We start from the raw sequence: 25,013 nt of genomic DNA, 5'->3' as shown, positions 1-25,013 counted from the left end.
GCGGAAACGATTTCGGGTGCCTCTCCGCCCGCCTCCGGCGGCGGCGTGTTCAGCGGCGCTGGGCGCGGGCCGAGGCGTAGAGGCAGACGGCGGCGGCGGCGGCCAGGTTGAGGCTCTCCGCCCGCCCGTGCAGCGGCACCCGCAGCGTCGTGTCCAGCCGGGACGCGACCTCCTCGGGCAGGCCGTGGGCCTCGCTGCCGAACACCCACGCCGTCGGCCGGGCGAGGCTGCCGTCATCGGCGGCGGCGTCGAGGTCGGCGGGAGCGCGGCCGTCGGCGCCGACCAGCCGCAGCCCGGCGTCCCGGCAGGCGTCGAGCACCGCCCCGGCGGACCGGTCCCGGGCGATCGGCAGGTGGAACAGGCTGCCGGTGGAGGCGCGCACCGCCTTGCCGCCGTAGGCGTCCACGGCATCCCCGGCGAACAGCACCGCCCCGGCGCCGGCGGCGTCGGAGACCCGGACCACGGTGCCCGCGTTGCCCGGATCGGAGATCCCGACCAGCACCGCGACCAGGCGCGGGCGCGCCGACAGCGCGTCGGCCACCGAGATCGCGGGCAGGTCGCAGACCGCGACCAGCCCCTGCGGCGTCACCGTCTCGGACAGCGATGCCGCGGCGCGCTCGGTGACCTGGTGCACCGGCACCCCACCGGACCGGGCCACTGCGGCGAACTCGGCGTGGCGGTCCGCACCGGTGTGGAACAGCTCGCGGACCCGCAGCGCTCCGGTGCCGTGCGCCGCCAGCGCCTCCCCGACCGCCTGCGCCCCCTCGACCAGGAAGGCACCGGCCTTCTCCCGGCCGGCGCGGCGGGTCAGCTTGCGAGCGACGACGACCCGGGACGATCGCTCGGTCAGCGGTGTCGTCCCGGGTCGTGACGAGGTGCCCTCGGTGATCAGGCGGCACCTTCCTGCTGGTTCTGCTTGGAGACCTCGACCAGCCCGGCGAAGCCCGCGGGGTCGTTGACCGCGAGCTCGGCCAGGATCTTGCGGTCGACCTCGACACCGGCGTTCTTCAGGCCGTTCATGAACCGGTTGTAGCTCATGCCGTGCTGCCGCGCGCCGGCGTTGATGCGGGTGATCCACAGCTTCCGGAAGTCACCCTTGCGGGCGCGCCGGTCGCGGTAGGAGTAGGTCATCGAGTGGAGCATCTGCTCCTTGGCCTTGCGGTACAGCCGCGAGCGCTGACCGCGGTAGCCGCGGGCCGACTCGAGAACTGCGCGGCGCTTCTTCTGGGCGTTGACCGCCCGCTTGACGCGTGCCACTGGTCCGTCCTGTGTATCTCATCGGGGGCGGGAGGACCGCCCTGGCTGGAAGGCTGGAAGTCGGTGCGCCGCCGCGACGGCGCGGGATCAGCGACCCAGCAGCTTGTTGATGCGCTTGACGTCGGCCTTGGCGACCTCTTCGGTGCCCTCGAGCCGACGGGTGACGCGGCTGGACTTCTTCTCCAGGATGTGCCGGCGACCGGCCTGCTCGCGCCGCAGCTTGCCCGAGCCGGTGACCCGGAACCGCTTGGACGTGCCCTTGTGGGTCTTGTTCTTCGGCATCTTCCTCGTCCTCGTTTCCGTACAGATGCCGGACGGGTGCACGGGTGCGTTCCCGCCCGGCTTCACGTGCGCCCTCGCGCGCTGCCGCCGGTAGCGACGCCGATGCCGGCTTACGCGTTCGCCTTGGGCTTCGTCTTGTTCGTCTTGTGCGGCGCAAGGACCATGATCATGTTTCGGCCGTCCTGCTTGGGGTTGGCTTCGATGAAGCCCAGTTCGGCCACGTCATCGGCCAGTCGCTGCAACAGGCGGAAGCCCAACTCGGGACGCGACTGCTCACGACCGCGGAACATGATCGTCACCTTGACCTTGTGACCCTGGCCGAGGAAGCGGGACACGTGGCCCTTCTTCGTCTCGTAGTCGTGCGGGTCGATCTTCGGCCGGAGCTTCTGCTCCTTGATGACGGTCTGCTGCTGGTTGCGGCGCGATTCGCGTGCCTTCTGCGCACTCTCGTACTTGAACTTGCCGTAGTCCATGAGCTTGCAGACCGGCGGGCGCGCCTGCGGGGCGACCTCGACAAGGTCCAGATCCGCTTCCTGGGCAAGTCGCAGCGCGTCCTCGATGCGGACGATGCCGACCTGCTCGCCGTTGGGTCCGACCAAGCGGACCTCCGGAACCCGGATGCGGTCATTGATGCGCGTCTCGGAGCTGATGGGCCCTCCTCGGTTCGATGGCTTGCACTACTGCACCGCGGCGCGTAGAGCTCGCCCCTGAAGCACAGCGGCCCCGCTCCCGGCCGTGCCGGAACGCGGGGCCCTAACTCCAAACCGATCGAACCGGTATCGCGCGATACCGTTCGTTGCCAACGACGGCTGCACCGTCGGTGGACCGGGACCCGGAAGCCTGAGGCGGCCACTCGGGTGGGAGCGGGACTCCACTTTGCCGCCCCCGGCGGAGCGGGGGCTGGTCGCTCATGACAGGGTACCAGCCGTGACCGGAGCACAACCAACCCCGCCGCCGAACGACCCGACCGGTGCGCGAGCCCACGACGCGGACGCACCTCACAACGTCCGCGAGCTCGCCGATGTTCCCGCCGTCGAGGTGATCAGCCGCTCGGCGGTGATGCTCATGTCGGCCGCCGCGGAGAAGCTGGGGCTGGCCGAGGACGACCCCGACTCGGCGGCGGACCGCGACCTGGACGAGGCCCGGCGCCTGATCACCGCGCTGGCCGGGCTGGTCACCTCCTCCGTGGAGTACCTGGGACCGCACGCGGGCCCGCTGCGCGAGGGGTTGCAGTCCCTCCAGCGCGCCTTCCGGGAATCCTCCGCCGTGCCGGACGCGCCGGGACAGGGCCCGGGCGAGAAGTACACCGGCCCGGTCTACTGACGCACTCCCGGCCGGGGACGGCGCGCCGAGGGAGGAGGCGCCGCCTCCAGCACGGCGAGGACGTCGCGCGGGCACCGCTCGGCGACGAGCGCGCCCGTCGCCGGGTCCACTGCGATCCGGCCGGAATCCGCAGGGGTCGCCGGTAGCGCCCGCGCAGCGCGGTCGCCGAGGACGACGGATCGAGCCGGTGCGCACTTCCTGCCGCACCCACCGCGGAACTCGCGTGGCGGCGCGGCGCCCCGCGACGCGTCCGATCAGTCGGCGGGGCCGTTCTCGACGTAGGACTTGAGCCGCCGCAGCGTGGCGTCGATGCTGCGCCGGTTGCGCTCCGGGATACCGGTCCTGGCGAACGCCCCGGGCAGCGGGAAGCGGGAGTAGTCGAAGGTCTCGGTGACCTCGGTGCCCCCGTCGCGCTCGACGAGCTCGTAGCGCCAGCGGTGCGGGGCGAAGTGCTTCCACGCGATGAGCCGGTCCTGCTCGTACTCCACGACGGAGTTGCTGATCCGGTATCCCACGCCCAGCTTCATCCGCATCCCGAAGCGGGAGCCCCGCTGGAGCCGCTCCGGACCGACGATCCGCCCCCGCACCGTGCCGGAACCGTCGATGACCGGGTGCAGCCGGGGGTCGGTGAGCACGGCGAAGACGTCGGCGGGGCTCGCCTGGACCACGACGCTGCCGGAGACCGCGTAGCTGGTGTCGACCATGCGATCACCCTACTCATCCGGAACCAACACGTCTCGTTACCAACTGCCGCCATTTTGGTCTAGTCCAATGCGCGTGTCGTGGTGCACACTGTTCGCCGTTCGTCCACAGACGGGAGAAACCGTGCGAGACAACGCGATGCGACGGCGAGGTTTCCTCGGGGCGCTCGGCGCCGTCGGCCTGTCGGTCGCCGCGCAGCCGACCGGCGTCGCCGCCGGGTCCGGCCGCTCCCCGGGCCTGCTCACCCTCATCGGCAGCTACACCTCGGCGGACCCGGCCGGGCGCGGCCTGGAGATCGCCCACCGCGGCCCCGGTGGAGCGCTGCACCCCGGCGGCGTGGTCGACGGGGTCCCGGACGCCTCGTTCTTCGCCTGGTCGCCGGACCACCAGTTCGTCTACGTCACCAACGAGCGGCCCGCGGGGACGGTCACCGCCGTGGACGTCTCGGCGCACCAGCCCGTCGTGCTGGGCTCGGTGTCCACCCGGGGCGCGGGTCCCACCCACCTGACCGTCCACCCCGACGGGGACTTCCTGCTCACCGCGAACTACACCGACGGCACCGTGGTCGTGCACCGGCGCCGCGCCGACGGCACCCTCGGCGAATCCACCGACCTGGTCCAGCACCCCGGCGCGCAGCCGCACGCCCACCAGGTCGTCGTGGACCCCAGCGGCCGGTGGGTGATCGCCGTGGACCTCGGCGCCGACGCGGTGTTCTGCTACCGCCTCGACCCCGGCACCGGACGGCTCGCCCGCCACCAGCACCTCGCGCTGCCGACCGGAACCGGACCGCGCCACCTCGTGTTCCACCCCGACGCGACCCGCGCCTACCTGCTCGCCGAACTGGCCTCGACGATCACCGTGCTGCACTTCGACGTCGACACCGGGTGGTTCACCCCGGGCGAGGTGCGCAGCACCCGCGACGAGGACGCCACCGGAGAGAACTTCCCCGCCGAGATCGCGATCTCCCGCGACGCCCGCTTCGTCTACGCCTCCAACCGGGGCGACGACACTCTCGCGGCGTTCGCGGTGCGCGACGACCACCTCGAACCGCTGGGCGGCACGCCCACCGGCGGTTCCTGGCCCCGCCACTTCACCTTCGACCCGGAGCAGACCTCGCTGCACGTGGCCAACCAGCGCTCCGGCACCATCACCCGGCTGCGGCGCGACCCGGGGACCGGCGCGCTGACGTCCACATCGGACCGATACGACTGCCCTTCGGTGGCAGCGCTGACCTTCCACGGCTGAGGATCCCGCCCGGTCCGGAGCCGACGACAGAACGGAGCCCCATGCCGAAGTGGACAGCGATCACCGCCGTCGCGCTGTGCGCGCTGCTGGCCGCCTGCGGACCGCCGCAGGTGCAGCAGGACGCGCCCGCCGCCGACGAGATGACCGGCACGCTGCGGGTCTGGCTGTTCGACGAAGCCACCCGCGAGCCCAAGCAGGACGTGGTCGACGCCGCGGTCGCGGAATTCGAGGCCGCGCACGCCGACGTCGAAGTCGACGTGCGCTACATCCCGGTGGACACCCGGGCCGAGCGCTTCACCGGCGCCTTCAACGATCCGGCCAGCGCACCCGACGTCGCCGAGTTCGGCAACACCGACCTGGCGGGCTACGTCGCCGCGGGCGGGCTCGCCGACCTCAGCGGCACGCTCCAGGAGTGGCCGGCCGCCGCCGACCTGGACCCCGCCGTGCTGGAGACCGCGAAGCTCGACGGCGCCGTCTACGGAATGCCTTGGTACACCGGCGTTCGCGCGCTGTACTACCGCACCGACGTGTTCGCCGAACTCGGCCTGGAGCCACCGCGCACCCTCGACGAGCTCGCCAGCACCGCCAGCGCGATCCGCGCCGCCCGGCCCGACCTGCACGGCATCTCGGTGGGCGGCAAGTACCACTACGCGATGCTGCCGTTCCTGTGGGCGGCGGGCGGTGAGATCGCGGTCCGCGAGGGCGGCACCTGGCGCGCGGCCGTGGACACCCCGCAGGCCCAGCGCGGCATCGCCGCCTTCGCCGACCTGATCGCCGGCGGGGCCTGCCCCCGCGAGCAGTGCGCCGACCTCACCGGCAGCCAGAGCGTGCAGGCCTTCGCCTCCGGCGCGGCGGCGATGACCATCGGCGGCGACTTCAACCGGGCCGCGGTGGACGCCGGTGCGGCGGGCGGCGAGTACGCCGTGGTCCCGCTCCCCGGCGAGACCGAGGGGTCCATCGCACCGGCCTTCGCCGGCGGGAACCTGCTCGGCGTGCTGGAGTCCTCCGAGCACGCCACCCTGGCCCGGGAATTCGTCAAGCTGCTGGCGGGCAAGGAATACCAGCGCCGGATGTACGAGGCGATGGGCAACCTCCCGACCTTCACCGACGTCCAGCAGGAGATCGCCGCGACCGACCCGGCGGCGGCGCCGTTCATCGACACCCTGCGCGCCGGGACGCGGTTCGTGCCCGCCACCCCGGTGTGGTCGGAGATCGACGCGCAGGGCGTGCTGCCCACGATGGTGCAGGAGATCGTCAACGGCACCCCGGTCGAGGAGGCCACCCGCGCCGCCGCCGAGCGGATGAACGGCCTGTTCGAGGGCCGCTGATGTCCGTCCTGCTCTACCTGGGACCCGCCGCGCTGGTGCTCGTCGGGATGATGGCCTACCCGCTGTACCAGCTCGTCCAGATCTCGCTCTACGAGTACGGGCAGGCCCAGGCCTCCGGTGGCGCGCCGCTGGAGTTCCTGGGCCTGGGCAACTACGCGGCGCTGCTCGGCGACGAGCGGTTCTGGACGATCCTGGTGCAGACCTGCGCGTTCGCCGCGGTGTGCGTCGTCGGCAGCTTGGCCGTGGGGATCGGGCTGGCGGTGCTGGCCACCCGGATCGGCCCGCTGCCCCGGCTGCTGCTGTTCCTGGCCGCGCTCGGGGCGTGGGCGACTCCGGCGGTGGCCGGCTCGACGGTGTGGCTGTTCCTGTTCGACGCCGAGTTCGGCCTGGTCAACGAAGTGCTCACCGGGGTCGGGTTCGGCGGCATGGAGGGCTTCTCCTGGACCTACGACAAGTACGTGGCCTTCGGGCTGGTCGCCGCCGAGGTCATCTGGTGCTCGTTCCCGTTCGTGCTGGTGACCACCTACGCGGGCATCCAGGGCGTGCCCGGTGAGGTGCTGGAGGCGGCGGCGCTGGACGGGGCGTCGGCCTGGCGGACCACCCGCAGCGTGCTGCTGCCGATGCTGCGGCCGATCCTCGTGGTGGCCACCATCCAGTCCATCATCTGGGACTTCAAGATCTTCACCCAGATCTACGTGATGACCAACGGGGGCGGCATCGCCGGGCAGAACCTGGTGCTCAACGTCTTCGCCTACCAGGAGGCGTTCGCCGGTTCCGACTACGGCATGGGCTCGGCGATCGGCGTGGTGATGACGCTGCTGCTGATCGGCATCACCCTGGTCTACCTCCGAGTGCAGCGCGACAGCGAGGCGATCCGATGAAGCGGCGCACCATCGCCAACACCGCGGCCCTGCTCATCGCCGCGGTGGTGGCCTTCCCCCTGTACTGGATGGCGTTGTCGGCGATCAAGCCGGAAGCCGAGATCCAGTCCACCGAACCGCGACCGTGGACGTTCTCCCCGACCCTGGACAACTTCCGCCGCGTGTTCACGGTGGACGGACTCGGTGGCTACTTCGTGAACAGCCTGCTGGTCGCCGGCGCCGTGGTGCTGCTGTCGATGCTGCTGTCGTTCCTGGCCGCGGTGGCGTTGACCCGCTTCCGCTTCAAGGGGCGCACCGTGCTGCTGGTGATGCTGCTGATCGCGCAGATGGTGCCGATCGAGGCACTGACCATCCCGCTGTTCTTCCTGATGCGCTCGGTCGGCTCGGTGGCCCCGGCGTTCGGCCTCAACGAGCTCGGCTCGCTGGTCCTGGTGCACCTGGCGTTCAGCCTGCCGCTGGCGATCTGGATGCTGCGCGGGTTCGTCGCCGCCGTGCCGGAGGAGCTCGCCGAAGCGGCCACGTTGGACGGCGCGGGGCGCGCCCGCTTCGTCTGGCAGGTGCTGTTCCCGCTGGTGGCGCCAGGCCTGGTGGCGGTCAGCGTGCTGTCGTTCATCCATGCCTGGAACGACTTCCTGTTCGCCAAGACGTTCATCATCTCCGCGACCGAGAACCAGACGCTGCCGATGGCGATCCTGGTGTTCTTCACCCCCGAGGGAAATGATTGGGGCGCGATCATGGCCGGTTCGACGCTGATGACCATCCCGGTGCTGCTCTTCTTCGTGCTGGTGCAACGGCACCTGATCAGCGGACTCGCCGGGGCGGTGAAGGGATGAGCTGGGATTCGGTGCTGCCCCGCCCGGCCGAGGTCCACCCCGCGCCGGGCACCTTCGTCCTCGACGCGACGACCACGGTCGGCGGTGAGCCGGGCGCGGCGCGGTGGTGGCGGACCCGCATCGGTGCCGCCACCGGCCTGCCGCTGGCCCCGGCGGCCGAACCGGACGTGGAGTTCCGGCTGGACCCGGCCGAGGACGGCCACCGCATCGAGATCCGGCCGGACGGCGTCGCGGTCACCGCCCGCGACGCCGAGGCCGCCCACCACGCCGCCCAGACGCTGCGGCAGCTGCTCGGTCCCGCCGCCCACCGCGCGGCCCCGGTCGGCGCGGGACCGTGGCGGTTACCCTGCGGCGTGCTGCGGGACCGGCCGCGCTTCGGGTGGCGCGGCTGCCACCTCGACGTCGCGCGGCACTTCCTGCCCACCCGCGAGGTGCTGCGGTTCATCGACCTGCTGGCCGCGCACAAGCTCAACGTGCTGCACCTGCACCTGACCGACGACCAGGGCTGGCGGCTGGAGGTGCCGCGCTACCCGCGGCTCACCGAGGTCGGCGCCTGGCGGCGGCGGTCGATGGTGGGCCGGGGGCCGGTGCCCGAGCACGACGACCGCCCGCACGGCGGCTTCTACACCACCGAGGACCTGCGCGAGATCGTCGCGCACGCCGCCGCGCAGCACGTGCGGGTGGTGCCCGAGGTCGACGTCCCGGGCCACAACGCGGCGGCGATCGCGGCCTACCCGGAACTGGGCACCCACCCGACCGAGGTCTGGGACGCCTGGGGCGTCAGCGACCACGTGCTGGATCCCTCGCCCGGGACCGCGGAATTCTTCCGGAACGTGTTCGACCACGTGCTGGAGGTCTTCCCCTCCCCGGTGATCTGCGTGGGCGGTGACGAGGTCCCGGGGGTGACCGCCGCGCACGGCCGGTTCCTGCGCGGCCTCGTCGAGCACCTGCACGCGGCCGGGCGGCGGGCGCTGGGCTGGGACGAGATCCTCGACGACGCCGCGCCGCTGCCCCGGGACACCATCATCGCCTCGTGGCGCGACGAGCACGCCGGGGTGCGCGCCGCCGAGCAGGGGCACGACGTGGTGCTCTGCCCGGAGCAGGTGCTGTACCTGGACCACCGGCAGTCCGACCACCCCGACGAGCCGGTCCCGGTGGGCTTCCGCACGACGCTGGCCGACGTGCACGCCTACGAACCCGCCCTGGCCCCGCCGCACCTGCTCGGCGTCCAGGCGCAGGTGTGGACCGAGCACCTCGACTCGCCGCGCCGGGTGGACTACGCGGTCTTCCCCCGGCTCAGCGCGTTCGCCGAGGTCGCCTGGTGCCGAAGCGGGCGCGACGGCGCGGAGTTCGAGCGGCGGCTGGCCGAGCACCACCTGCCGAGGCTGGACGCGCTGGGCGTCGAGTACCGCCCGCTCGCCGGACCGCTCCCGTGGCAGACCCGCCCGGGCGTCCCCGGCCGCCCCCGCCACCGGAACCCCTCGGAAGGGTGATGAGTGCGGGGCACCTTCATCCGGCTTGGTCGGATGAAGGTGCCCCTCACCGGCGCGAAGATCACCCGGTCGGTCAGGTGACCGCGTTCCGGTCGCGGTCCTCGGTGGTGGGTTCCCAGCACTGGACGCCGGTGAGCTCCGGGATGCGGTCCCGGGTGAAGACCGGGTCGAGCCCCTGCGCGCGCTGCTGCTGGTAGTCCCGGAGCAGCTTCAGCGCCACTCCGCTCAGCGGGGCGATGGCCGCCAGGTTCACCAGCGCCATCACGCCCATCGTGGTGTCGGCGAGGCTCCACACCAGGTCCGAGGAGCCGATCGCGCCGAGGAAGGTGACCACCAGCGCCACCGCCTTGTAGCCGCCGAGCACCGCCCGGTTCCGGGTGAGGAACCCGACGTTGGACTCGCCGTAGAAGTAGTTGCCGAGCACCGAGGTGAACGCCACCAGCAGGATCACCAGCGTCAGCAGGTGCAGCGACCACGTGCCGAACTGGAACTCCAGCGCCTCCTGGGTCAGGGTCGCACCGCGGTTCTCCCCGTACACCGGGTGCGAGAGCAGCACGATGAACGCGGTGGTCGAGCACACCAGCAGCGTGTCGACGTACACCCCGAGGGTCTGCGCCAGCCCCTGCTTGACCGGGTGGCTCACCGCGGCGGTGGCCCCGGCGTTGGGCGCGGAGCCCAGCCCGGCCTCGTTGGAGAACATCCCGCGCCGCACGCCCTGCACGATCGCGGCGCCGACCCCGCCCGCGGCGATCTCCTGGAAGCCGAAGGCGTGGCCGACGATCTGGGCGAGCAGGCCGGGGATCGCATCGAGGTTGAGCGCGACGACGACCAGCCCCATGATCATGTACAGCCCCGCCATGAACGGCACGAGCAGCTGCGCGGTCCGCGCGATGCGGCGCACCCCGCCGAAGACGATGAGCGCGGTCAGGCCGACCAGCAGCAGGCCCAACACCGGCTCCAGCCAGCCCGGCGCGCCGGCCCCGGTGGCCTCCACCGAGGTCACGACGGCGCCGACGATGGTGTTGCTCTGCACCGCGTTGAACGTCAGGCCGAAGGTCACGGTGATGACCACGGCGAACACCACGCCCATCCACCGGGCGCCCAGGCCGTGCTGCATGTAGTAGGCCGGGCCGCCCCGGAAACCGCCGCGGTCGCGCACCTTGTAGACCTGCGCCAGCGTCGATTCGACGAAGCTCGCCGCGCCGACCAGCAGCGCCATCACCCACATCCAGAACACCGCGCCGGGGCCGCCGAGGGCGATGGCGGTGGCCACGCCGGCGATGTTGCCGGTGCCGATGCGGGCCGCGGCCGAGATCGCGAACGCCTGGAACGACGAGACCTGCTTGCCGCCGTCCTCGGCGGGCTCCGGCTTGCTGAACATGGCCCGCACCATCTCCGGGAGCATCCGGATCTGGACCAGTCCGAAGCGGACCGTGAAGTACAGGCTCAGCAGGGCCAGCACCGGGATGATGAGGTACAGCCAGAACGTGTCGTTGAACGCGACGATCGCGTCGTGGATCGCTTCCAAGGTCAACCTTCCGCGGACGGGTGGGCTGCGGGCGGCGCGACCGGGACGCGCACCGATCCGGCGGGCGCCCCTGCACACGCGGTGCCGCACAGTCTCTCCGACGGGCGGCGCGCGGGCTCCGAAAGCGACGCAATGGTTATCCGCCGCGGTCGGTGCGGCGACCGAACGGCAACGCGGCGATGAGGAACTGGGCCACCACGAGCGCGGCGAGCGGAGCGGCCAGCAACCACGGGGCCACCCCGAGGTGGTCCACCGAGGCGGCCAGCATCGCGCCCCACTCGGGAGCCGGGGGCGGCGGGCCGAGACCGAGGAAGCCCAGCGCGGCGACCGTGTTGATCAGCGCGGGCAGCCGCACCACGGCGAGCGCCCCGACCGGGGGCAGCAGTTCCGGCAGCAGGCTCCGCCACCAGATGCGCAGCGTCCCGGCGCCCATCGCCCGGTGCGCCAGCACCCACTGCCGGGTGCGCAGGCTCGCGGTGAGCGCGTCGGCCTGGCGCGCGAACGGCAGCCAGCCGACCGCGATCAGCGCCAGCAGCAGCGTGGTCCACCCCGGACCGGCGACCAGCCCGGCGACCAGCGCCACGATCAGCGGCGGCAGCGCCGCGGCGACGTCGACCAGCGCCCGGACGACGGCGGCCCCGCGCCCACCGGACCATCCCGTCGCGGCACCGACGGCGAGCCCGATCAGCGCCGAGACCACCAGCGCCAGCCCCGCCGCGCCGAGCGAGGTCACCGCACCGGCGGCCACCCGGGCGAGCACGTCCCGGCCCAGCGCATCGGTGCCCAGCGGGTGCTCCGGCGACGGCGGCAGCAGCACCGCGCGCATGTCGGTGGCCAGCGGGTCCCCGAGGAGCCCGACCGCCACCGGCACGGCGAGCAGGCACAGCAGGATCGCCGCCCTCATGCCGCGGCCCGCCGGGTGCGCGGGTCGACCACGAGCTGCAGCGCGTCGCCGAGGGCGCCGACGAGCAGGGCCATCGCGACGGCCACGATCAGGCCCACCTGCACCACCGGCAGGTCCTGGGCGATGACCGCGTCGACCAGCGTGCGGCCCAGCCCGGGCAGGTCGAAGACGACCTCGACGGTCGCGGTCCCGGCGATCATGCCCGCCGCGTTGTAGGTCAGCACGGACAGCACCGCGGGCAGCGCCGGCTTGGCGATGTGCCGGGTCCACAGCCGGAAGCGCCCGATGCCGCGGGCCTCGGCGGCGACGGCGAAGTTCTCCCGCGCCATCGCCGCCGCCCGCGCGCGCATCGTCGCGGCGATCGGCGCGGCGAGGACCGGGACCAGTGCCGCGACCGGCAGCACGGCGTTGTGCGGCCCGTGCCACCCCGAGCTGGGCAGCAGGTCGAGGCCGACCGCGAACACCGCGACCAGCAGCGGGGCGAGCGCGAACTCCGGCAGCGCCGCAGCCAGCCGGGTGGACCCGGTCACCGCGCGGTCCACCAGCGATCCGGGGCGGCGCGCGGCGACCAGCCCGGCGGCGCAACCGAGGACGAACGACAGCACCAGCGCGGCGACCACGATGCCGATCGAGACCTGGAAGGCGCGCCCGATCCGCTCCCCCACCGGCTCACCGGACAGCCACGACGCGCCGAGCTGCCCGGTGCACAACCGGCCGAGCCGGTCGAGCACCCGTTCCGGCAGCGGCCGGTCCAGACCGAGGTCGGCGCGGATCGCGGCGAGCACCGCCGGATCGGGTTCGGCGTCGGCGTAGCGGACGGCCAGGACGCTGCGCGCCGAGTCGACCCCGGTCAGCTCCGGCAGCAGCATCGCCAGCAGCACGACGCCGACCAGCACGACCGGCGTCAGCGCCAGCCGCAGCAGCGTCCCGCTCGTCACCGCGGAGCGCGGGCGGTGAGCAGGAAGAAGCCGGGTGCGCTCGGGTACGGCGCGCGGTCGAACAGCGACGTGCGGTCGGCGACGTCGACGAACCCGGCGTCGTCGGCCAGCGCGGCGCACGCGCCGAAATCGAGCCCCGCCGACAGGGGCAGCGCGGCGGCGGCCCCGGCGTAGGAATCGCTGAACCGCTGCTCGACCGCGTCGTCACCGATCGCGGCCCGGCCCCACAGGCCGTCGCTGATCAGCAGCAGACCGCCGGGGCGCAGCGCCCGGCGCCAGCGCGCCACGGCCTGCGCCGGATCCGGCAGCGTCCACAGCACGTTGCGGGTGACCACCGCGTCGAAGGGCCCCGCCGGGGGTTCGCCCGCCTCCCCCACGCGCCACTCGACCGCCAGCCCTTCGTCCTGCCCGCGTTCGGCGGCGACCTCGAGCATCCCCGGGGAGACGTCCTGACCGGTCACCGCGTGCCCGGCGGCGGCCAGGATGCGGGCCAGGAACCCGGTGCCGCAGCCGATGTCGAGCACCCGGGCCCCGGCCCCGACGGTGTCGAGCAGCAGCGGTTCGAGGCGCCGCGCCCACCGGTCGCGGGCGGGGTCCTGGCCGGGCTGCCCGTCGTAACCGTTGCGGGCGCGGTCGTTCCAGTAGGACACGACGGCGTGCGGAGCGGAGCTCATCGCAGGGTCACCTCCGGGGTCAGCAGCGACCGCTCCAGCGGGTCGGCGCGCACGCCCTGCACGCGCGCCGAGTGCGCCAGGTGCTGCTTCTCGTGGAACAGGGGGATGCCGGCGATCCGCTCGGCGAGCAGCTCGTCGGCGCGGCGGAAGATCTCGGCGCGCGCGGCCGGGTCGTCGACCGACCGCAGCCGCTCCACCAGCGCGTCCAGTTCCGGATCGCAGAAGTGGTCCAGGTTGAAGCCGCCGCCGCAGGTGAAGTCGCTCTGCAGGTAACCGGCGGCGTCCGGGATGTCGACCAGGTAGCTGCGCGAGTACACCACCGCGTCGAGCTCGCCGGAGAGGATCTTCGGCTCCAGCCGGTCGGCCGGCTCCTGCACGATGCGCACGTCGAACCCGGCCTCGCCGAGCTCGTCGGCGACGGCGGTCGCCACCGCGGGCAGGTCCGGCCGCTCGGGGTAGGTGCCCAGGGTGATCGGTTCCGCTCCCGGACCGGTGGCCTCGGTGAGCAGGCGGCGGGCCTGCTCGGGGTCGGCGGGCGGCGGCGGGGTGCGGGAACCCCACGGCACCGCCGGGCCGAAGTAGCGGGCGGCGGCGGTGGCGGTGCCGCGCAGCACCCCGTCGACCAGACCGGCCCGGTCGAGGGCCAGCCGCGCCGCCTCGCGCACCCGCTGATCGGCGAACGGTCCGCCTGCGGTGTTGAGGTGGAGCGCGGTGGTGCGCGGGAGCTCCGCCTCGGCCACCGCGAGCTCGGGGTCCTCGCGCACCGGGTCGAGCCGCGCGGCGGGCACGTTGTCGATCAGGTCGAACTCGCCGCCGCGCAATCCGTTGACCCGGGCCGCGGCGTCCTCGACGAAGCGCACGTCGACCTGCGCCACGCCCGCGCGGGCGCCCCGGTAGCCGTCGAACCGGCGCAGTTGCAGCCCGCGCTCGCCGTCGCTGCCGACGACTTCGAACGGCCCGGTCCCGGCGCCCGCGGTCAGGTCCACCCGCCCGTCCGGCCGGATCGCGGCGGGGTCGAGCACGGCGGTCCCGGCGGCGCTCATCCGCAGCGGCAGGATCGGGTCCGGCCGCGCGGTGCGCACCACCACGGTGCGGTCGTCCAGCGCCTCGGCGCCTTCGACGACCCCGCGCAGGGCGCGCGGCGGGGCGACGTCCCCGGCCGCCCGGTTGATCGACTCGGCGGCGGCCTGCGCGGTCACCGGCGCTCCGGAGTGGAACCGCGCACCCGCGTCGAGGGTGAACCGCCACCGCTGCGGCGACTCCTGCGCCCAGGACTCGGCGAGCCCGGGATGCGCCCGCCCGTCGGTGGTCACGTCGGTGAGCGTCTCGGTGACCCCGAGCCGCACCAGGATCAGCGCGTCGTCCGACGCCGGGTCCCAGCCGGACCGGGGCGGGATGCCGATCGCGATGCGCAGCGCGTCGGGACCGGCACCGGCCCCGGAGAAACCGCACCCGGCCAGCAGCGCGGCCACCGCGGTGAGCACGATCGCCGCCCACCCGCGTCGCAGGGTGTGCAACTGCCACCTCCTCGCAACAAGACCTGAAGGATTCTCGCACGAGGTGGTGGTGCCGTCGCCGCCGACGGCGATCAGGGGTGCGCTGCGCCACGCCGGCGGGAGTCCGGAGTGGACGTCCCGCCCGGCCCGCTCAGCCCTCGGCCAGCACCGGGGCGAGGAAGCGCCCGGTGTAGCTGGCCTCGTTGTCGGCGACCTGCTCCGGGGTCCCCTCGGCGACCAGCGCGCCGCCGCCGGAACCGCCCTCCGGCCCCATGTCGACGAGCCAGTCCGCCGACTTGATCACGTCGAGGTTGTGCTCGATGACGATCACCGTGTTGCCCTTGTCGGCCAAGCCGTTGATCACGCCGAGGAGCTTGCGGATGTCCTCGAAGTGCAGTCCGGTGGTCGGCTCGTCGAGCACGTAGACGGTCTGGCCGGTGGAGCGCTTCTGCAGCTCGCTGGCCAGCTTGACCCGCTGCGCCTCGCCACCGGACAGGGTCGGGGCGGGCTGGCCCAGCCGGACGTAGCCGAGGCCGACGTCCACCAGCGTCCGGAGGTGCCGGTGGATCGCCTTGATCGGCTCGAAGAACTCGGCCGCCTCCTCGATCGGCATGTCGAGCACCTCGGCGATCGTCTTGCCCTTGTAGTGCACCTCCAGGGTCTCCCGGTTGTACCGGGCCCCGTGGCACACCTCGCAGGGCACGTAGACGTCGGGCAGGAAGTTCATCTCGATCTTCAAGGTGCCCTCGCCCGCGCAGGACTCGCAGCGCCCGCCCTTGATGTTGAACGAGAACCGGCCCGGCTGGTAGCCGCGGACCTTGGCCTCGGTGGTCGCCGCGAACAGCTTGCGGATGTGGTCGAACACGCCGGTGTAGGTGGCCGGGTTCGACCGCGGCGTGCGCCCGATCGGCGACTGGTCGACCTGCACCAGCTTGTCCACGTGCTCCAGGCCCTTGATCCGGGTGTGCCTGCCCGGGACCTGCCGCGCCCCGTTGAGCTTGTTCGCCAGCGTGGTGGCGAGGATGTCGTTGACCAGCGTGGACTTGCCCGAGCCGGAGACCCCGGTGACCCCCACCACGCAGCCCAGCGGAAACGACACGTCGATCTTGCGCAGGTTGTGCTCGCGGGCGCCGACCACGGTCAGCAGCCGCTTCGCATCCCGCGGGCGGCGCTGCTCGGGCGTCGGGATCGTCCGGCGCCGGGACAGGTAGGCACCGGTCAGCGAGTCCTCGTTGTCCAGCAGCTGCTTGTAGGAGCCGCTGTGCACCACCTGACCGCCGTGCTCACCCGCGCCGGGGCCGATGTCGACCACCCAGTCGGCGCTGCGCACGGTGTCCTCGTCGTGCTCGACGACGATCAGCGTGTTGCCCAGGTCCCGGAGCCGGGCCAGCGTCTCCAGCAGCCGGTGGTTGTCCCGCTGGTGCAGCCCGATGGAGGGCTCGTCGAGCACGTAGAGCACGCCGACCAGCCCGGAACCGATCTGGGTGGCCAGCCTGATGCGCTGCGCCTCCCCACCGGAGAGGGTGCCCGCGGCGCGGTCCAGCGACAGGTAGTCCAACCCGACGTCGAGCAGGAACCCGAGGCGGGCCTGCACCTCCTTGAGCACCCGGCCGGCGATGAGCTGCTCCCGCTCGCCGAGCACCAGGCCGTCGAGGAACGCCGCGCACTCCTGCACGCTCAGCGCGCTCACCTCGGCGATGGACAGCTCACCGCGGTCGGCGCCGGGCATGGTGACCGCCAGGATCTCCGGCTTGAGCCGGGCCCCGTCGCACGCCGGGCAGGGCACGTCCCGCATGTACCCCTCGTACTTCTCCCGGGCGTAGTCGGACTCGGTCTGCTCCAGCCGGCGCTCCAGGAACGGGATGACGCCCTCGTAGTTGGCGTAGTACGAGCGGGTGCGCCCGTAGCGGTTCTTGTAGCGCACGTGCACCTGGTCGGTGCTGCCGTGCAGCACGGCCTTCTTGACCTTGGTGGGCAGCCGCCGCCACGCGGTGTCCATCCGGAACCCGATCGACTCCGACAGCGAGGTGAGCAGCCGGGTGAAGTACTCGGCGGTGTGGCCGCCCGCCCACGGCGCGATCGCCCCGTCGGCCAGCGACAGGTCCTCGTCGGGCACGACCAGCTCCGGGTCGACCTCCTTGCGGAAGCCGAGGCCGGCGCACGCCGGGCAGGCCCCGTAGGGCGAGTTGAAGGAGAACGACCGCGGCTCCAGCTCGTCGACGCCGAGCGGGTGGCCGTTCGGGCAGGCCAGGTTCTCGGAGAACCGGCGCTCGCGCTGCGGGTCGTCCTCGTCGAGGTCGACGTACTCGATCACCACCAGGCCGTCGGCGAGCCGCAGCGCGGTCTCCACCGAGTCGGTCAGGCGCTGCTTGGCGCCGGACTTCACGGTGAGCCGGTCGACGACCACCGCGATGTCGTGCTTCTCCTGCTTCTTGAGCTTCGGCGGGCTCTCCAGCGGGTGCACCGCGCCGTCGACCCGCGCGCGGGCGAACCCGGACGAGCGGAGCGTGTCGAACAGGTCGACGTACTCGCCCTTGCGCCCCCGGACCACGGGAGCGAGCACCTGGAACTTGGTGCGCTCCGGCATCTCGAGCACCTGGTCGACGATCTGCTGCGGGGTCTGCCTGCTGATCCGCTCACCGCACTGCGGGCAGTGCGGGGTGCCCGCCCGGGCGTAGAGCAGCCGCAGGTAGTCGTAGACCTCGGTGATGGTGCCCACGGTGGACCGCGGGTTCCGGCTGGTGGACTTCTGGTCGATGGAGACCGCCGGGGACAGGCCCTCGATGAAGTCGACGTCGGGCTTGTCCATCTGACCGAGGAACTGCCGCGCGTAGGCGGACAGCGACTCCACGTAGCGGCGCTGCCCCTCCGCGAAGATGGTGTCGAACGCCAGGCTCGACTTTCCCGAACCGGAGAGGCCGGTGAACACGACCAGGCTGTCCCGGGGCAGGTCGAGGTCGACCCCGCGCAGGTTGTGCTCACGGGCGCCGCGGACGACAAGGCGGTCAGCCACTGTGATCCCTTCAAGAGTTCTCGCCGTTGATGAGGAACGCGCCAGACCCGGTTCGGGTTCGTCTCCAGGACCGGCGGCCGGGGGTCGGCACGAGCGCGAGTCCACGGACCATGCTAGGCGGGCCCACCGACAGCTCCGGAGCGCGTGCGGCGCGGTACGCACCGCGACGGTGCTCACCCGCTCGAACGGGTGACTCACGGTGAGCGACCACCCCGCGTCCACGATACCCACCGCCGCCCCGTGGTCGGCGCCGCCGCGGCTGTGGCGTGCGGCCCACCGCCCTGGTCACCCCGGCCAACACGCCGCGTCCACCCCGCCGGCCTCGGCCTCGCCGAGCACCCGGGGCGTTAGGCTCGGCCGCGTGGAGATCACGGACGAGTACACCGGTCATGTCGAGCCGGGCGGCGCGGCGGCCCGGCGCGAGCTGGACGCGCTGACCATCACCAAGCTCTCGGTCGGCCCGATGGACAACAACGCCTACCTGCTGGTGTGCAAGACCACCGGCGACGGGCTGCTGATCGACGCCGCCAACGACTCCGAGCGGCTCACCGACCTGCTCGGGCACGACGCCGAGCGGCCCCGGCTGCGCACCATCGTCACGACCCACCAGCACGGCGACCACTGGCAGGCGCTCGGGTCCGTGGCGGGGCAGACCGGCTGCTACACGGTGGCCCACCCGGCCGACGCCGACGCCCTGCCGGTGCCGCCGGACAACCTGGTCGAGCACGGCGACACGATCGCCGTCGGCGACTCGGAGCTGTCGGTGATCCACCTGCGCGGGCACACCCCGGGTTCGATCGCGCTGCTCTACCGCGACCCGGAGGGGCATCCGCACCTGTTCACCGGTGACTCGCTGTTCCCCGGCGGGGTCGGCAAGACCGGCTCCCCCGAGGACTTCGCCGCCCTGGTCGACGACGTCGAGCAGCGCGTCTTCGCCGAGCTCCCGGACGACACCTGGTTCTACCCGGGGCACGGCGACGACTCGACCCTCGGGGCCGAGCGCCCCAAGCTCGCCGAATGGCGCGAACGCGGCTGGTGACGCACCGCCACCGCGCAGCACGAGGGGCGCCTCCGGCCGGGCCGGGAGGCGCCCCTCGTGCGCGTCCGGCAGCACCTCCGTCCGGTGTGGAATGACGTTCTCTGGAATATTCCGCCGATTTCCGCGCACCATCCGGCTCACGTACACCCGAATTCCGCGCCATGTCGCGCATTTGGCGGCTCCCGTTGGGGCAACCGGCGCTCCTAGCATTGCCCTCGTCCAAGGACGCGTGCCGCCGCCGGTCGGCCGACGCGGCGCGGTCCGCCCACCACCGTCGCGGCCGGGCGAGCGCGCCGCCGCCGAGGGGAGGCGCCGTGATCCGGTTCCGGTTGCTCGGACCCGTCCAGGTCCGCGGCGCGGAATCCGGCTTCGCCCCGGTGCCCGGCGTGCGCCGGCGCGCCCTGCTGGCGATGCTGCTGCTCAACGCGGGCCGGACGACGCCGGTGGAGGTGCTGGAGGAGCAGCTCTGGCCGTTCGGGCGCCCGGCCAGCGGAGCCAACGCCCTGCAGGCGCACGTCACCCGGCTGCGCCGCGATCTGCGGGCGCGCGGGGGCGAAGCACCGCACATCGTGCACGCCGACCTCGGCTACCTCCTCGAAGTACCGGCGGGGGAGCTCGACCTGAGCACCTTCAACGGGTTCCGCCAGGCCGCCGGGGAGGCGTCCGGGCAGCGGCCGCTGGAGGCGGCGAACCTGCTCCGCCGGGCCCTGGCGCTGTGGCGGGGTCCCGCGCTGGCCGACGTGCGCGAGCACAGCCCCCGGCTCCGGCTCGCCGCCGCGCGGATGGAGGAGCACCGGCTGCTCGCGCTCGAGGACCTGGTCGAACTCGACCTGCGGCTGGAGCGCCACGACCGGATCATCGGCGACCTCACCTCCCTCGCCGCCGCGCACCCGCTGCGGGAGCGGTTGCACTGCCAGCTCATCACCGCGCTGGGGCGGGCCGGCCGGCGCACCGAGGCCGCCGACGTCTTCCGGCGGATGCGGCGCCGGGTGCTCGACGAACTCGGCGTGGAACCGTCGGCCGCGCTCAACGACGCGCTGCGCGGTGCGCTGAGCGGCCGACCGCGCCCGTGACGCCCCGCCGCGACCGGTCGGAGGCGTGGTCGCCCGGCGGGTGATGCCTCCCGGCTCCGGCGTGGTCGCTGGACCGGGGGACCGGAGTTCCCGCCGGGTGGCCTTCCCGATCCCGCGACACCCGGGATCGTCCGCCGGATGACGGGTGTTCGTCGGTGGACCGTCCTACGCTGCTCGGCGTGGAGCTTCCCGTGATGCCGCCCGTCCGCCCGATGCTGGCGAAGTCGGTCTCCGAGGTGCCGCGCGCACCCGGGATCGCCTACGAGCCGAAGTGGGACGGGTTCCGCTGCGTCGTGTTCCGCGACGGCGCCGAGGTGGAACTCGGCTCGCGCACCGACCGCCCGTTGACCAGGTACTTCCCCGAGCTCGTCGAGCTGCTGCAGGACGCGCTGCCGCAGCGGTGCGTGGTGGACGGCGAGATCGTGGTCGTCACCGAGCACGGGCTGGACTTCGACCTGCTGCAGCTCCGGCTGCACCCGGCCGCCTCCCGGGTGCGCAAGCTGGCGGCCGAGACCCCGGCGAGCTTCGTGGCCTTCGACCTGCTGGCGCTGGACGACCGCGACCTCACCGGGGAACCGTTCGGCGAACGGCGGCGGCTGCTCGAAGGGGTGCTGGACACGGCGCTGGCCCGGGTCCACCTCACCCCGCTGAGCAGCGACGCCGACGTCGCGCAGGACTGGTTCACCCGGTTCGAGGGGGCCGGGTTCGACGGCGTGGTGGCCAAGCCGCTCGACCAGCCCTACGCCCAGGACCGGCGGGTGATGTGGAAGGTCAAGCACGAGCGCACCGCGGACTGCGTGGTCGCCGGGTTCCGCTGGCACAAGGACGGCGAAGGCGTCGGGTCGCTGCTGCTCGGGCTCTACGACGAAGCGGGCGTGCTGCACCACGTCGGGGTCGCCGCCAGCTTCACCGCCCGGCGCCGCCGCGAGCTCGTCGCGGAGCTGGCGCCGTGGCGGGAGGACGCGCTGACCGACCACCCGTGGCGGGACTGGGCCGCCGCCGAGCCGGGAACGGGCCGGATGCCCGGCGCGCAGAGCCGGTGGAGCGCGGGCAAGGACCTCTCGTGGGAACCGCTGCGCCCGGAGCAGGTCGCCGAGGTCCGGTACGAGCACGTCCAGGCTGGGCGGTTCCGGCACGGCGGGCGGCTGGTCCGGTTCCGCCCGGACCGCGATCCCCGGTCGTGCACCTACGGCCAGCTCGACGAAGTGCCCCCGGCGGAACTGACCGCCCTGTTCGGACAGGAGCGAGGATGAGCACGACGGTCGAGGCGGACGGCACCGAGGTGATGATCTCGCACCCGGACAAGGTGTACTTCACCGAGCGCGGCGAGACCAAGCTCGACCTGGTCCGGTACTACCAGGCGGTCGCCGAACCGCTGCTGGCCACGCTGCGCGGTCGGCCGGTGCTGCTGGAGCGGTTCCCCGAGGGCGCGGGCGGGAAGTCGTTCTTCCAGAAGCGGGTGCCCAAGTCGGCGCCGCCGTGGCTGCGCACCACCGTGGTCAGCACCCCGAACGGGACGACCAGCGACGCGCTGGTGGCCGCCGATCTGGCGCACCTGCTGTGGGCGGTGAACCAGGGCTGCCTCGGCTTCCACGTGTGGCCCTACCACGCCGACACCCCGGAGGTGGCCGACGAGCTGCGCATCGACCTGGACCCCTCGCCCGGGGTGCGGTTCCCCCAGGTCCAGGAGGCGGCGGTGCGCACCGGGGAACTGCTCGACGAGCTGGGCGTCGAAGCGCACCTGAAGACCTCGGGGTCCCGCGGCCTGCACGTCTACGTACCGCTGCAGCCGCGGTGGGACAGCTACCAGGTGCGGGCCTCGGCGGTGGCGCTGGCCCGGGAGCTGGAGCGCCGCCACCCGGAGCTGATCACCGCGCAGTGGTGGAAGGAGGAGCGCGGCGCCCGGGTGTTCGTGGACTTCAACCAGAACGCGCCGCACAAGACCGTGTTCGGGGCCTGGTGCGCGCGGCCCCGGGCGGGCGCCCAGGTCTCCACCCCGATCGGCTGGGACGAGCTGGCCGAGGTCGTCCCGGAGTCGCTCACCATCGCGACCGTCCCGGCCAGGCTGGCCGAGCGCGGCGACCCCTGGGCGGGCGCGCCGGGGCGGCCGCAGTCGCTGGAGCCGCTGTTGGAGCGGTCGGAGCGCGACCTGGCCAGCGGGCTGGCGGACGCCCCGTGGCCGCCGGTCTACCCGAAGCAGCCCGGCGAACCGCCCCGGGTCTCGCCCAGCCGGGCCCGGCGGGACTGACCGCGTCCAGTAGTGCCGCACCCACTGCCTCACCCGCCGGAGGGCGGGACCGTATCCTGCAGTGCGCCGCCGCGCGAACGTCGGCGGCCGTGCAGTGAGGGGTGGAGGTCCATGGCGCAGCCGTGCGTGCTGCTCAAGCACGGTGAGATCGCGATCAAGGGCCGCAACCGGGGCACCTTCGAGCGGATGCTGCTGGGCAACCTGGAGCGGGCCGTCGCCGAGGTCGATCCGGGGGCCGCGGTCGAGCGCCGGGCGGGCGTGTCGGTGCTCATCGGCACCGTCTCGCTCGACGAGCTGGTCCGGCGGGCGAGCGAGGTCATCGGGTTCAACCTGGTGCAGCCCGCGCTGCGGGTGTCCAAGGACCCGGAGGACGCCGCGAGCAGCGCGGTGCGGCTGCTGCGCGAGCGCTACCCGGATGCCGCGACCCGGCCCCGCCGGTTCGGGGTCAAGCCCCGGCGGCGGGACAAGAACTTCCGGCTGACCGCGCTGGAGCTGGCCGCGCACATCGGCCAGCGGGTGCGCGACGAGCTGGGCTGGACGGTGGACCTGGACCAGCCGGAGGTCGAGATCACCGCCGAGATCGACTGGCGGGAGATCTTCCTGTCGGTGGACCGGCTGCGCGGCCAGGGCGGCCTGCCGGTGGGCGCCAGCGGGCGCGCGCTGGTGCTGCTCTCCGGCGGCTACGACTCCCCGGTGGCCGCCTACCGGATGATGCGGCGCGGGCTGCGCTGCGACTTCGTGCACTTCACCGGGGCGCCGTTCACCGGCCCCTCCTCCACCTACAAGGCCTACGCCCTGATGCGCAGCCTGAACCGGTTCCAGGGCGGCTCGCGACTGCACGTGATCCCGATCGGCAAGGCGCAGCGCACGCTGGCCACCTCCGGCGCCGGGCAGTTGCAGATCGTCGCGCAGCGCAGGCTGATCGTGCGGGTGGGCGATGCCCTCGCGCGGCGGCTCGGAGCGCAGGCCCTGGTGACCGGGGACAGCCTGGGGCAGGTCGCCAGCCAGACGCTGAGCAACATGGCCACCACCGAGCAGGCCACCGAGCTGCCGCTGCTGCGCCCGCTGCTGGCGTGGGACAAGGACGAGATCATGGCCGAGGCGCGGCGGATCGGCACCTACGAGGTCTCCGAGCTCCCCGACGAGGACTGCTGCAGCCTGATCCTGCCGCCGAGCGTGGCGACCCGGACCACCGACGCCCAGCTCAGCAAGGTCGAGGAGCGCGCCGGGTTCGACGACATGGTGGAGCAGGTGCTCTCCGGCGTGCAGCTCCTGGACCTCGGCGAGCAGGTCCGGACCGGGTGCGCGGCGCCCACCGGCTGAGCAGGCGGCGGGACTACTCGTAGCGGACCTGGAGTTCCTTGATCCCGTTGAGCCAGCCGGAGCGCAGCCGCCGGGGCTGACCCACCTGGCTGATGCCGGGCATGTGGTCGGCGATGGCGTTGAAGATCAGGTCGATCTCCAGCCGGGCGAGGCTGGCGCCCAGGCAGTAGTGCGGTCCGGTGCCGCCGAAGCCGACGTGCGGGTTGGGGTCGCGGGTGATGTCGAAGCGCTCCGGTTCGTCGAAGACCTCCGGGTCGAAGTTCGCCGAGCTGTAGAACATCCCGACGCGCTCACCGGCTCCGATGGGCACCCCGGCGAGCTCGGTGTCGACCAGCGCGGTGCGCTGGAAGGAGACCACCGGGGTGGCCCAGCGGACGATCTCGTCGGCGGTGGTGGCCGGGCGGTGCCGCCGGTAGTGCTCCCACTGCTCGGGGTGGTCGAGGAAGGCCAGCATCCCGTGGGTGATGGCGTTGCGGGTGGTCTCGTTGCCCGCGACCGCCAGCAGGATCACGAAGAAGCCGAACTCGTCGGTGCTCAACGCGCTGCCGTCGACGTCGGCGTGCACGAGCCGGGTGACGATGTCGTCCATCGGGCAGCCGCGCCGCTGCTCGGCCATCGCGCCGAAGTAGCCGAGCATCTCCACGGCGGCGTGCCCGGGATCGAGGTCGTACTCGGGGTCGTCGTAGCCGATCATCTGGTTGGACCAGTCGAAGATCTCGCCGCGGTGCTCCTGCGGCACGCCCATCAGCTCCGCGATGGCCTGCAGCGGCAGCTCGCGGGCGACGTCGGTGACGAAATCTCCACCGCCGCGCTCCCGGGCCTCGGTGACGATGGTGCGCGCCCGCTCCCGCAGCGCCTCCTCCAGCCCCGCGATGGCCCTCGGGGTGAAGCCGCGCTGCACGATCTTGCGCATCCCGGTGTGCTGCGGCGGGTCGATGTTGATCATGATCAAGCGCTGCGCCTCGATCTGCTCGCGCGGCGTGTCCTCGCCGTACCGGATGATCGCGGTGTTCTCCCAGCTGGAGAACACGTCGCTGCGCCGGGAGACCTCCTTGACGTCGGCGTGCCGGGTGACCACCCAGTAGCCCTCGTCGTCGTAGCCGGACCGCCTGCGCGGCTGCCGGTTCCACCACACCGGTGCGGTGCGGCGCAACTCGGCGAACTCCGCCATCGGCAGCCGCTCGGCGTACAGGTCCGGGTCGGTGAAGTCGAAGCCTTCCGGGAGGGCGACCACGGCTACCTCCTGCGCGGGATGCGGGGAATGACCGGAACGGGGCGTTTCCGGTGCAGCGAACCACAGGCCGCCCGGTCGGTAAACCCTGTTCACCCGGGAGGTCGCCCGGACGCCGGTGCGGTCGGTCCGGACGGAACGCATCCGCCGCACCGGACCCGCGCCCGAGCGGCCGTCGGCAGCGGATGCAACGGGTTCTACC

23 protein-coding genes are annotated in these 25,013 nt (G+C 73.0%); 11 read left to right on the top strand and 12 right to left on the bottom strand.

Annotated elements, in window-relative coordinates:
* Nucleotides 1–49: 49 nt before the first annotated feature.
* The 4 genes from ACQP0T_RS09570 to infC form a co-directional block, all read right to left on the bottom strand.
* Entirely contained in the window at nucleotides 50–889 is an 840-nt protein-coding gene (locus tag ACQP0T_RS09570) for a TrmH family RNA methyltransferase (RefSeq protein ID WP_433873651.1), read from the bottom strand.
* The gene (rplT, locus tag ACQP0T_RS09565) at nucleotides 889–1,257 is read right to left on the bottom strand and encodes a 50S ribosomal protein L20 (protein ID WP_345368011.1); all 369 of its coding nucleotides are present in this window, start codon (nucleotides 1,255–1,257) and stop codon (nucleotides 889–891) included. The genes ACQP0T_RS09570 and rplT overlap by 1 nt, the downstream gene beginning before the upstream one ends.
* 87 nt (nucleotides 1,258–1,344) lie before the next feature.
* Nucleotides 1,345–1,539, bottom strand: a complete 195-nt coding sequence (gene rpmI / locus ACQP0T_RS09560; protein WP_150070635.1) for a 50S ribosomal protein L35 — start codon at nucleotides 1,537–1,539, stop codon at nucleotides 1,345–1,347.
* A 110-nt stretch (nucleotides 1,540–1,649) separates the two neighbouring features.
* A complete protein-coding gene (gene infC, locus ACQP0T_RS09555; RefSeq protein ID WP_345368038.1) occupies nucleotides 1,650–2,189 on the bottom strand; it encodes a translation initiation factor IF-3 in 540 nt (179 codons plus the stop codon).
* A gap of 277 nt (nucleotides 2,190–2,466) precedes the next feature.
* Here infC and ACQP0T_RS09550 point away from each other — a divergent pair, with 277 nt between their 5' ends.
* Nucleotides 2,467–2,862: a DUF1844 domain-containing protein gene (locus ACQP0T_RS09550; RefSeq protein WP_433872303.1), complete on the top strand. Its 396-nt coding sequence runs from the start codon at nucleotides 2,467–2,469 to the stop codon at nucleotides 2,860–2,862.
* A gap of 254 nt (nucleotides 2,863–3,116) precedes the next feature.
* Here the strand turns inward: ACQP0T_RS09550 and ACQP0T_RS09545 are convergent, their stop codons facing one another.
* Nucleotides 3,117–3,566: an SRPBCC family protein gene (locus ACQP0T_RS09545; RefSeq protein ID WP_433872301.1), complete on the bottom strand. Its 450-nt coding sequence runs from the start codon at nucleotides 3,564–3,566 to the stop codon at nucleotides 3,117–3,119.
* Between the two features lie 121 nt (nucleotides 3,567–3,687).
* Here ACQP0T_RS09545 and ACQP0T_RS09540 point away from each other — a divergent pair, with 121 nt between their 5' ends.
* From ACQP0T_RS09540 to ACQP0T_RS09520, 5 genes are read left to right on the top strand one after another with little or no spacing between them, the layout of a single operon-like run.
* Nucleotides 3,688–4,809 (top strand): lactonase family protein, encoded by a 1,122-nt coding sequence (locus ACQP0T_RS09540; protein ID WP_433872299.1) that lies wholly within the window; start codon nucleotides 3,688–3,690, stop codon nucleotides 4,807–4,809.
* Between the two features lie 41 nt (nucleotides 4,810–4,850).
* Entirely contained in the window at nucleotides 4,851–6,137 is a 1,287-nt protein-coding gene (locus ACQP0T_RS09535; protein WP_433872297.1) for an extracellular solute-binding protein, read from the top strand.
* Entirely contained in the window at nucleotides 6,137–7,018 is an 882-nt protein-coding gene (locus ACQP0T_RS09530) for a carbohydrate ABC transporter permease (RefSeq protein WP_345368007.1), read from the top strand. The genes ACQP0T_RS09535 and ACQP0T_RS09530 overlap by 1 nt, the downstream gene beginning before the upstream one ends.
* On the top strand, nucleotides 7,015–7,851 hold the full coding sequence (locus ACQP0T_RS09525; protein ID WP_433872295.1) for a carbohydrate ABC transporter permease: 837 nt from the start codon (nucleotides 7,015–7,017) through the stop codon (nucleotides 7,849–7,851). The genes ACQP0T_RS09530 and ACQP0T_RS09525 overlap by 4 nt, the downstream gene beginning before the upstream one ends.
* Entirely contained in the window at nucleotides 7,848–9,344 is a 1,497-nt protein-coding gene (locus ACQP0T_RS09520; RefSeq protein ID WP_433872294.1) for a beta-N-acetylhexosaminidase, read from the top strand. The genes ACQP0T_RS09525 and ACQP0T_RS09520 overlap by 4 nt, the downstream gene beginning before the upstream one ends.
* A 73-nt stretch (nucleotides 9,345–9,417) precedes the next feature.
* On the opposite strand, the gene ACQP0T_RS09515 is transcribed toward ACQP0T_RS09520, so the two are convergent.
* From ACQP0T_RS09515 to uvrA, 6 genes are all read right to left on the bottom strand, one after another.
* Nucleotides 9,418–10,872, bottom strand: a complete 1,455-nt coding sequence (locus ACQP0T_RS09515; protein ID WP_433872293.1) for an alanine/glycine:cation symporter family protein — start codon at nucleotides 10,870–10,872, stop codon at nucleotides 9,418–9,420.
* Between the two features lie 136 nt (nucleotides 10,873–11,008).
* Nucleotides 11,009–11,776 carry an ABC transporter permease gene (locus tag ACQP0T_RS09510; RefSeq protein WP_433872291.1) on the bottom strand — a complete coding sequence of 256 codons (768 nt, stop codon included), beginning with the start codon at nucleotides 11,774–11,776 and terminating at the stop codon, nucleotides 11,009–11,011.
* Complete coding sequence (locus ACQP0T_RS09505; RefSeq protein ID WP_433872289.1) at nucleotides 11,773–12,714, bottom strand: ABC transporter permease; 942 nt, start codon at nucleotides 12,712–12,714, stop codon at nucleotides 11,773–11,775. Before ACQP0T_RS09505 ends, ACQP0T_RS09510 begins: the two co-directional genes overlap by 4 nt.
* Nucleotides 12,711–13,388: a class I SAM-dependent methyltransferase gene (locus ACQP0T_RS09500; protein ID WP_433872288.1), complete on the bottom strand. Its 678-nt coding sequence runs from the start codon at nucleotides 13,386–13,388 to the stop codon at nucleotides 12,711–12,713. The genes ACQP0T_RS09505 and ACQP0T_RS09500 overlap by 4 nt, the downstream gene beginning before the upstream one ends.
* Complete coding sequence (locus ACQP0T_RS09495) at nucleotides 13,385–14,905, bottom strand: ABC transporter substrate-binding protein (protein ID WP_433872286.1); 1,521 nt, start codon at nucleotides 14,903–14,905, stop codon at nucleotides 13,385–13,387. Before ACQP0T_RS09495 ends, ACQP0T_RS09500 begins: the two co-directional genes overlap by 4 nt.
* 130 nt (nucleotides 14,906–15,035) lie before the next feature.
* The gene (gene uvrA / locus ACQP0T_RS09490; RefSeq protein ID WP_433872284.1) at nucleotides 15,036–17,897 is read right to left on the bottom strand and encodes an excinuclease ABC subunit UvrA; all 2,862 of its coding nucleotides are present in this window, start codon (nucleotides 17,895–17,897) and stop codon (nucleotides 15,036–15,038) included.
* Nucleotides 17,898–18,258: 361 nt separating this feature from the next.
* Here uvrA and ACQP0T_RS09485 point away from each other — a divergent pair, with 361 nt between their 5' ends.
* From ACQP0T_RS09485 to thiI, 5 genes are all read left to right on the top strand, one after another.
* Nucleotides 18,259–18,936 carry an MBL fold metallo-hydrolase gene (locus tag ACQP0T_RS09485; protein WP_433872282.1) on the top strand — a complete coding sequence of 226 codons (678 nt, stop codon included), beginning with the start codon at nucleotides 18,259–18,261 and terminating at the stop codon, nucleotides 18,934–18,936.
* 314 nt (nucleotides 18,937–19,250) lie between these two features.
* The gene (locus ACQP0T_RS09480; protein ID WP_433872280.1) at nucleotides 19,251–20,009 is read left to right on the top strand and encodes an AfsR/SARP family transcriptional regulator; all 759 of its coding nucleotides are present in this window, start codon (nucleotides 19,251–19,253) and stop codon (nucleotides 20,007–20,009) included.
* 179 nt (nucleotides 20,010–20,188) lie between these two features.
* Entirely contained in the window at nucleotides 20,189–21,262 is a 1,074-nt protein-coding gene (locus tag ACQP0T_RS09475) for an ATP-dependent DNA ligase (RefSeq protein WP_433872278.1), read from the top strand.
* Complete coding sequence (gene ligD / locus ACQP0T_RS09470) at nucleotides 21,259–22,257, top strand: non-homologous end-joining DNA ligase (RefSeq protein ID WP_433872277.1); 999 nt, start codon at nucleotides 21,259–21,261, stop codon at nucleotides 22,255–22,257. Before ACQP0T_RS09475 ends, ligD begins: the two co-directional genes overlap by 4 nt.
* A 111-nt stretch (nucleotides 22,258–22,368) precedes the next feature.
* Nucleotides 22,369–23,580, top strand: a complete 1,212-nt coding sequence (thiI, locus tag ACQP0T_RS09465; protein ID WP_433872276.1) for a tRNA uracil 4-sulfurtransferase ThiI — start codon at nucleotides 22,369–22,371, stop codon at nucleotides 23,578–23,580.
* A gap of 13 nt (nucleotides 23,581–23,593) precedes the next feature.
* Here thiI and ACQP0T_RS09460 read toward each other — a convergent pair whose 3' ends face one another.
* Nucleotides 23,594–24,814, bottom strand: a complete 1,221-nt coding sequence (locus ACQP0T_RS09460) for a cytochrome P450 (RefSeq protein WP_433872275.1) — start codon at nucleotides 24,812–24,814, stop codon at nucleotides 23,594–23,596.
* Between the last annotated feature and the right edge of the window lie 199 nt (nucleotides 24,815–25,013).

Origin of the sequence: Saccharopolyspora sp. CA-218241 (assembly GCF_050954615.1) — a bacterium.
Taxonomy (GTDB): domain Bacteria; phylum Actinomycetota; class Actinomycetes; order Mycobacteriales; family Pseudonocardiaceae; genus Saccharopolyspora; species Saccharopolyspora cebuensis.
The sequence above is the reverse complement of the archived record's forward strand: the minus strand, read 5'-3'. Positions and strand labels throughout refer to the sequence as shown.

Bases quoted from the DNA above. Each gene is read 5' to 3' on its own strand.
- rpmI (WP_150070635.1), bottom strand. From the start codon at position 1,539: ATGCCGAAGAACAAGACCCACAAGGGCACGTCCAAGCGGTTCCGGGTC.
- ACQP0T_RS09545 (WP_433872301.1), bottom strand. From the start codon at position 3,566: ATGGTCGACACCAGCTACGCGGTCTCCGGCAGCGTCGTGGTCCAGGCG.
- ACQP0T_RS09535 (WP_433872297.1), top strand. From the start codon at position 4,851: ATGCCGAAGTGGACAGCGATCACCGCCGTCGCGCTGTGCGCGCTGCTG.
- ACQP0T_RS09530 (WP_345368007.1), top strand. From the start codon at position 6,137: ATGTCCGTCCTGCTCTACCTGGGACCCGCCGCGCTGGTGCTCGTCGGG.
- ACQP0T_RS09525 (WP_433872295.1), top strand. From the start codon at position 7,015: ATGAAGCGGCGCACCATCGCCAACACCGCGGCCCTGCTCATCGCCGCG.
- ACQP0T_RS09520 (WP_433872294.1), top strand. From the start codon at position 7,848: ATGAGCTGGGATTCGGTGCTGCCCCGCCCGGCCGAGGTCCACCCCGCG.
- ACQP0T_RS09510 (WP_433872291.1), bottom strand. From the start codon at position 11,776: ATGAGGGCGGCGATCCTGCTGTGCCTGCTCGCCGTGCCGGTGGCGGTC.
- ACQP0T_RS09500 (WP_433872288.1), bottom strand. From the start codon at position 13,388: ATGAGCTCCGCTCCGCACGCCGTCGTGTCCTACTGGAACGACCGCGCC.
- ligD (WP_433872277.1), top strand. From the start codon at position 21,259: ATGAGCACGACGGTCGAGGCGGACGGCACCGAGGTGATGATCTCGCAC.
- thiI (WP_433872276.1), top strand. From the start codon at position 22,369: ATGGCGCAGCCGTGCGTGCTGCTCAAGCACGGTGAGATCGCGATCAAG.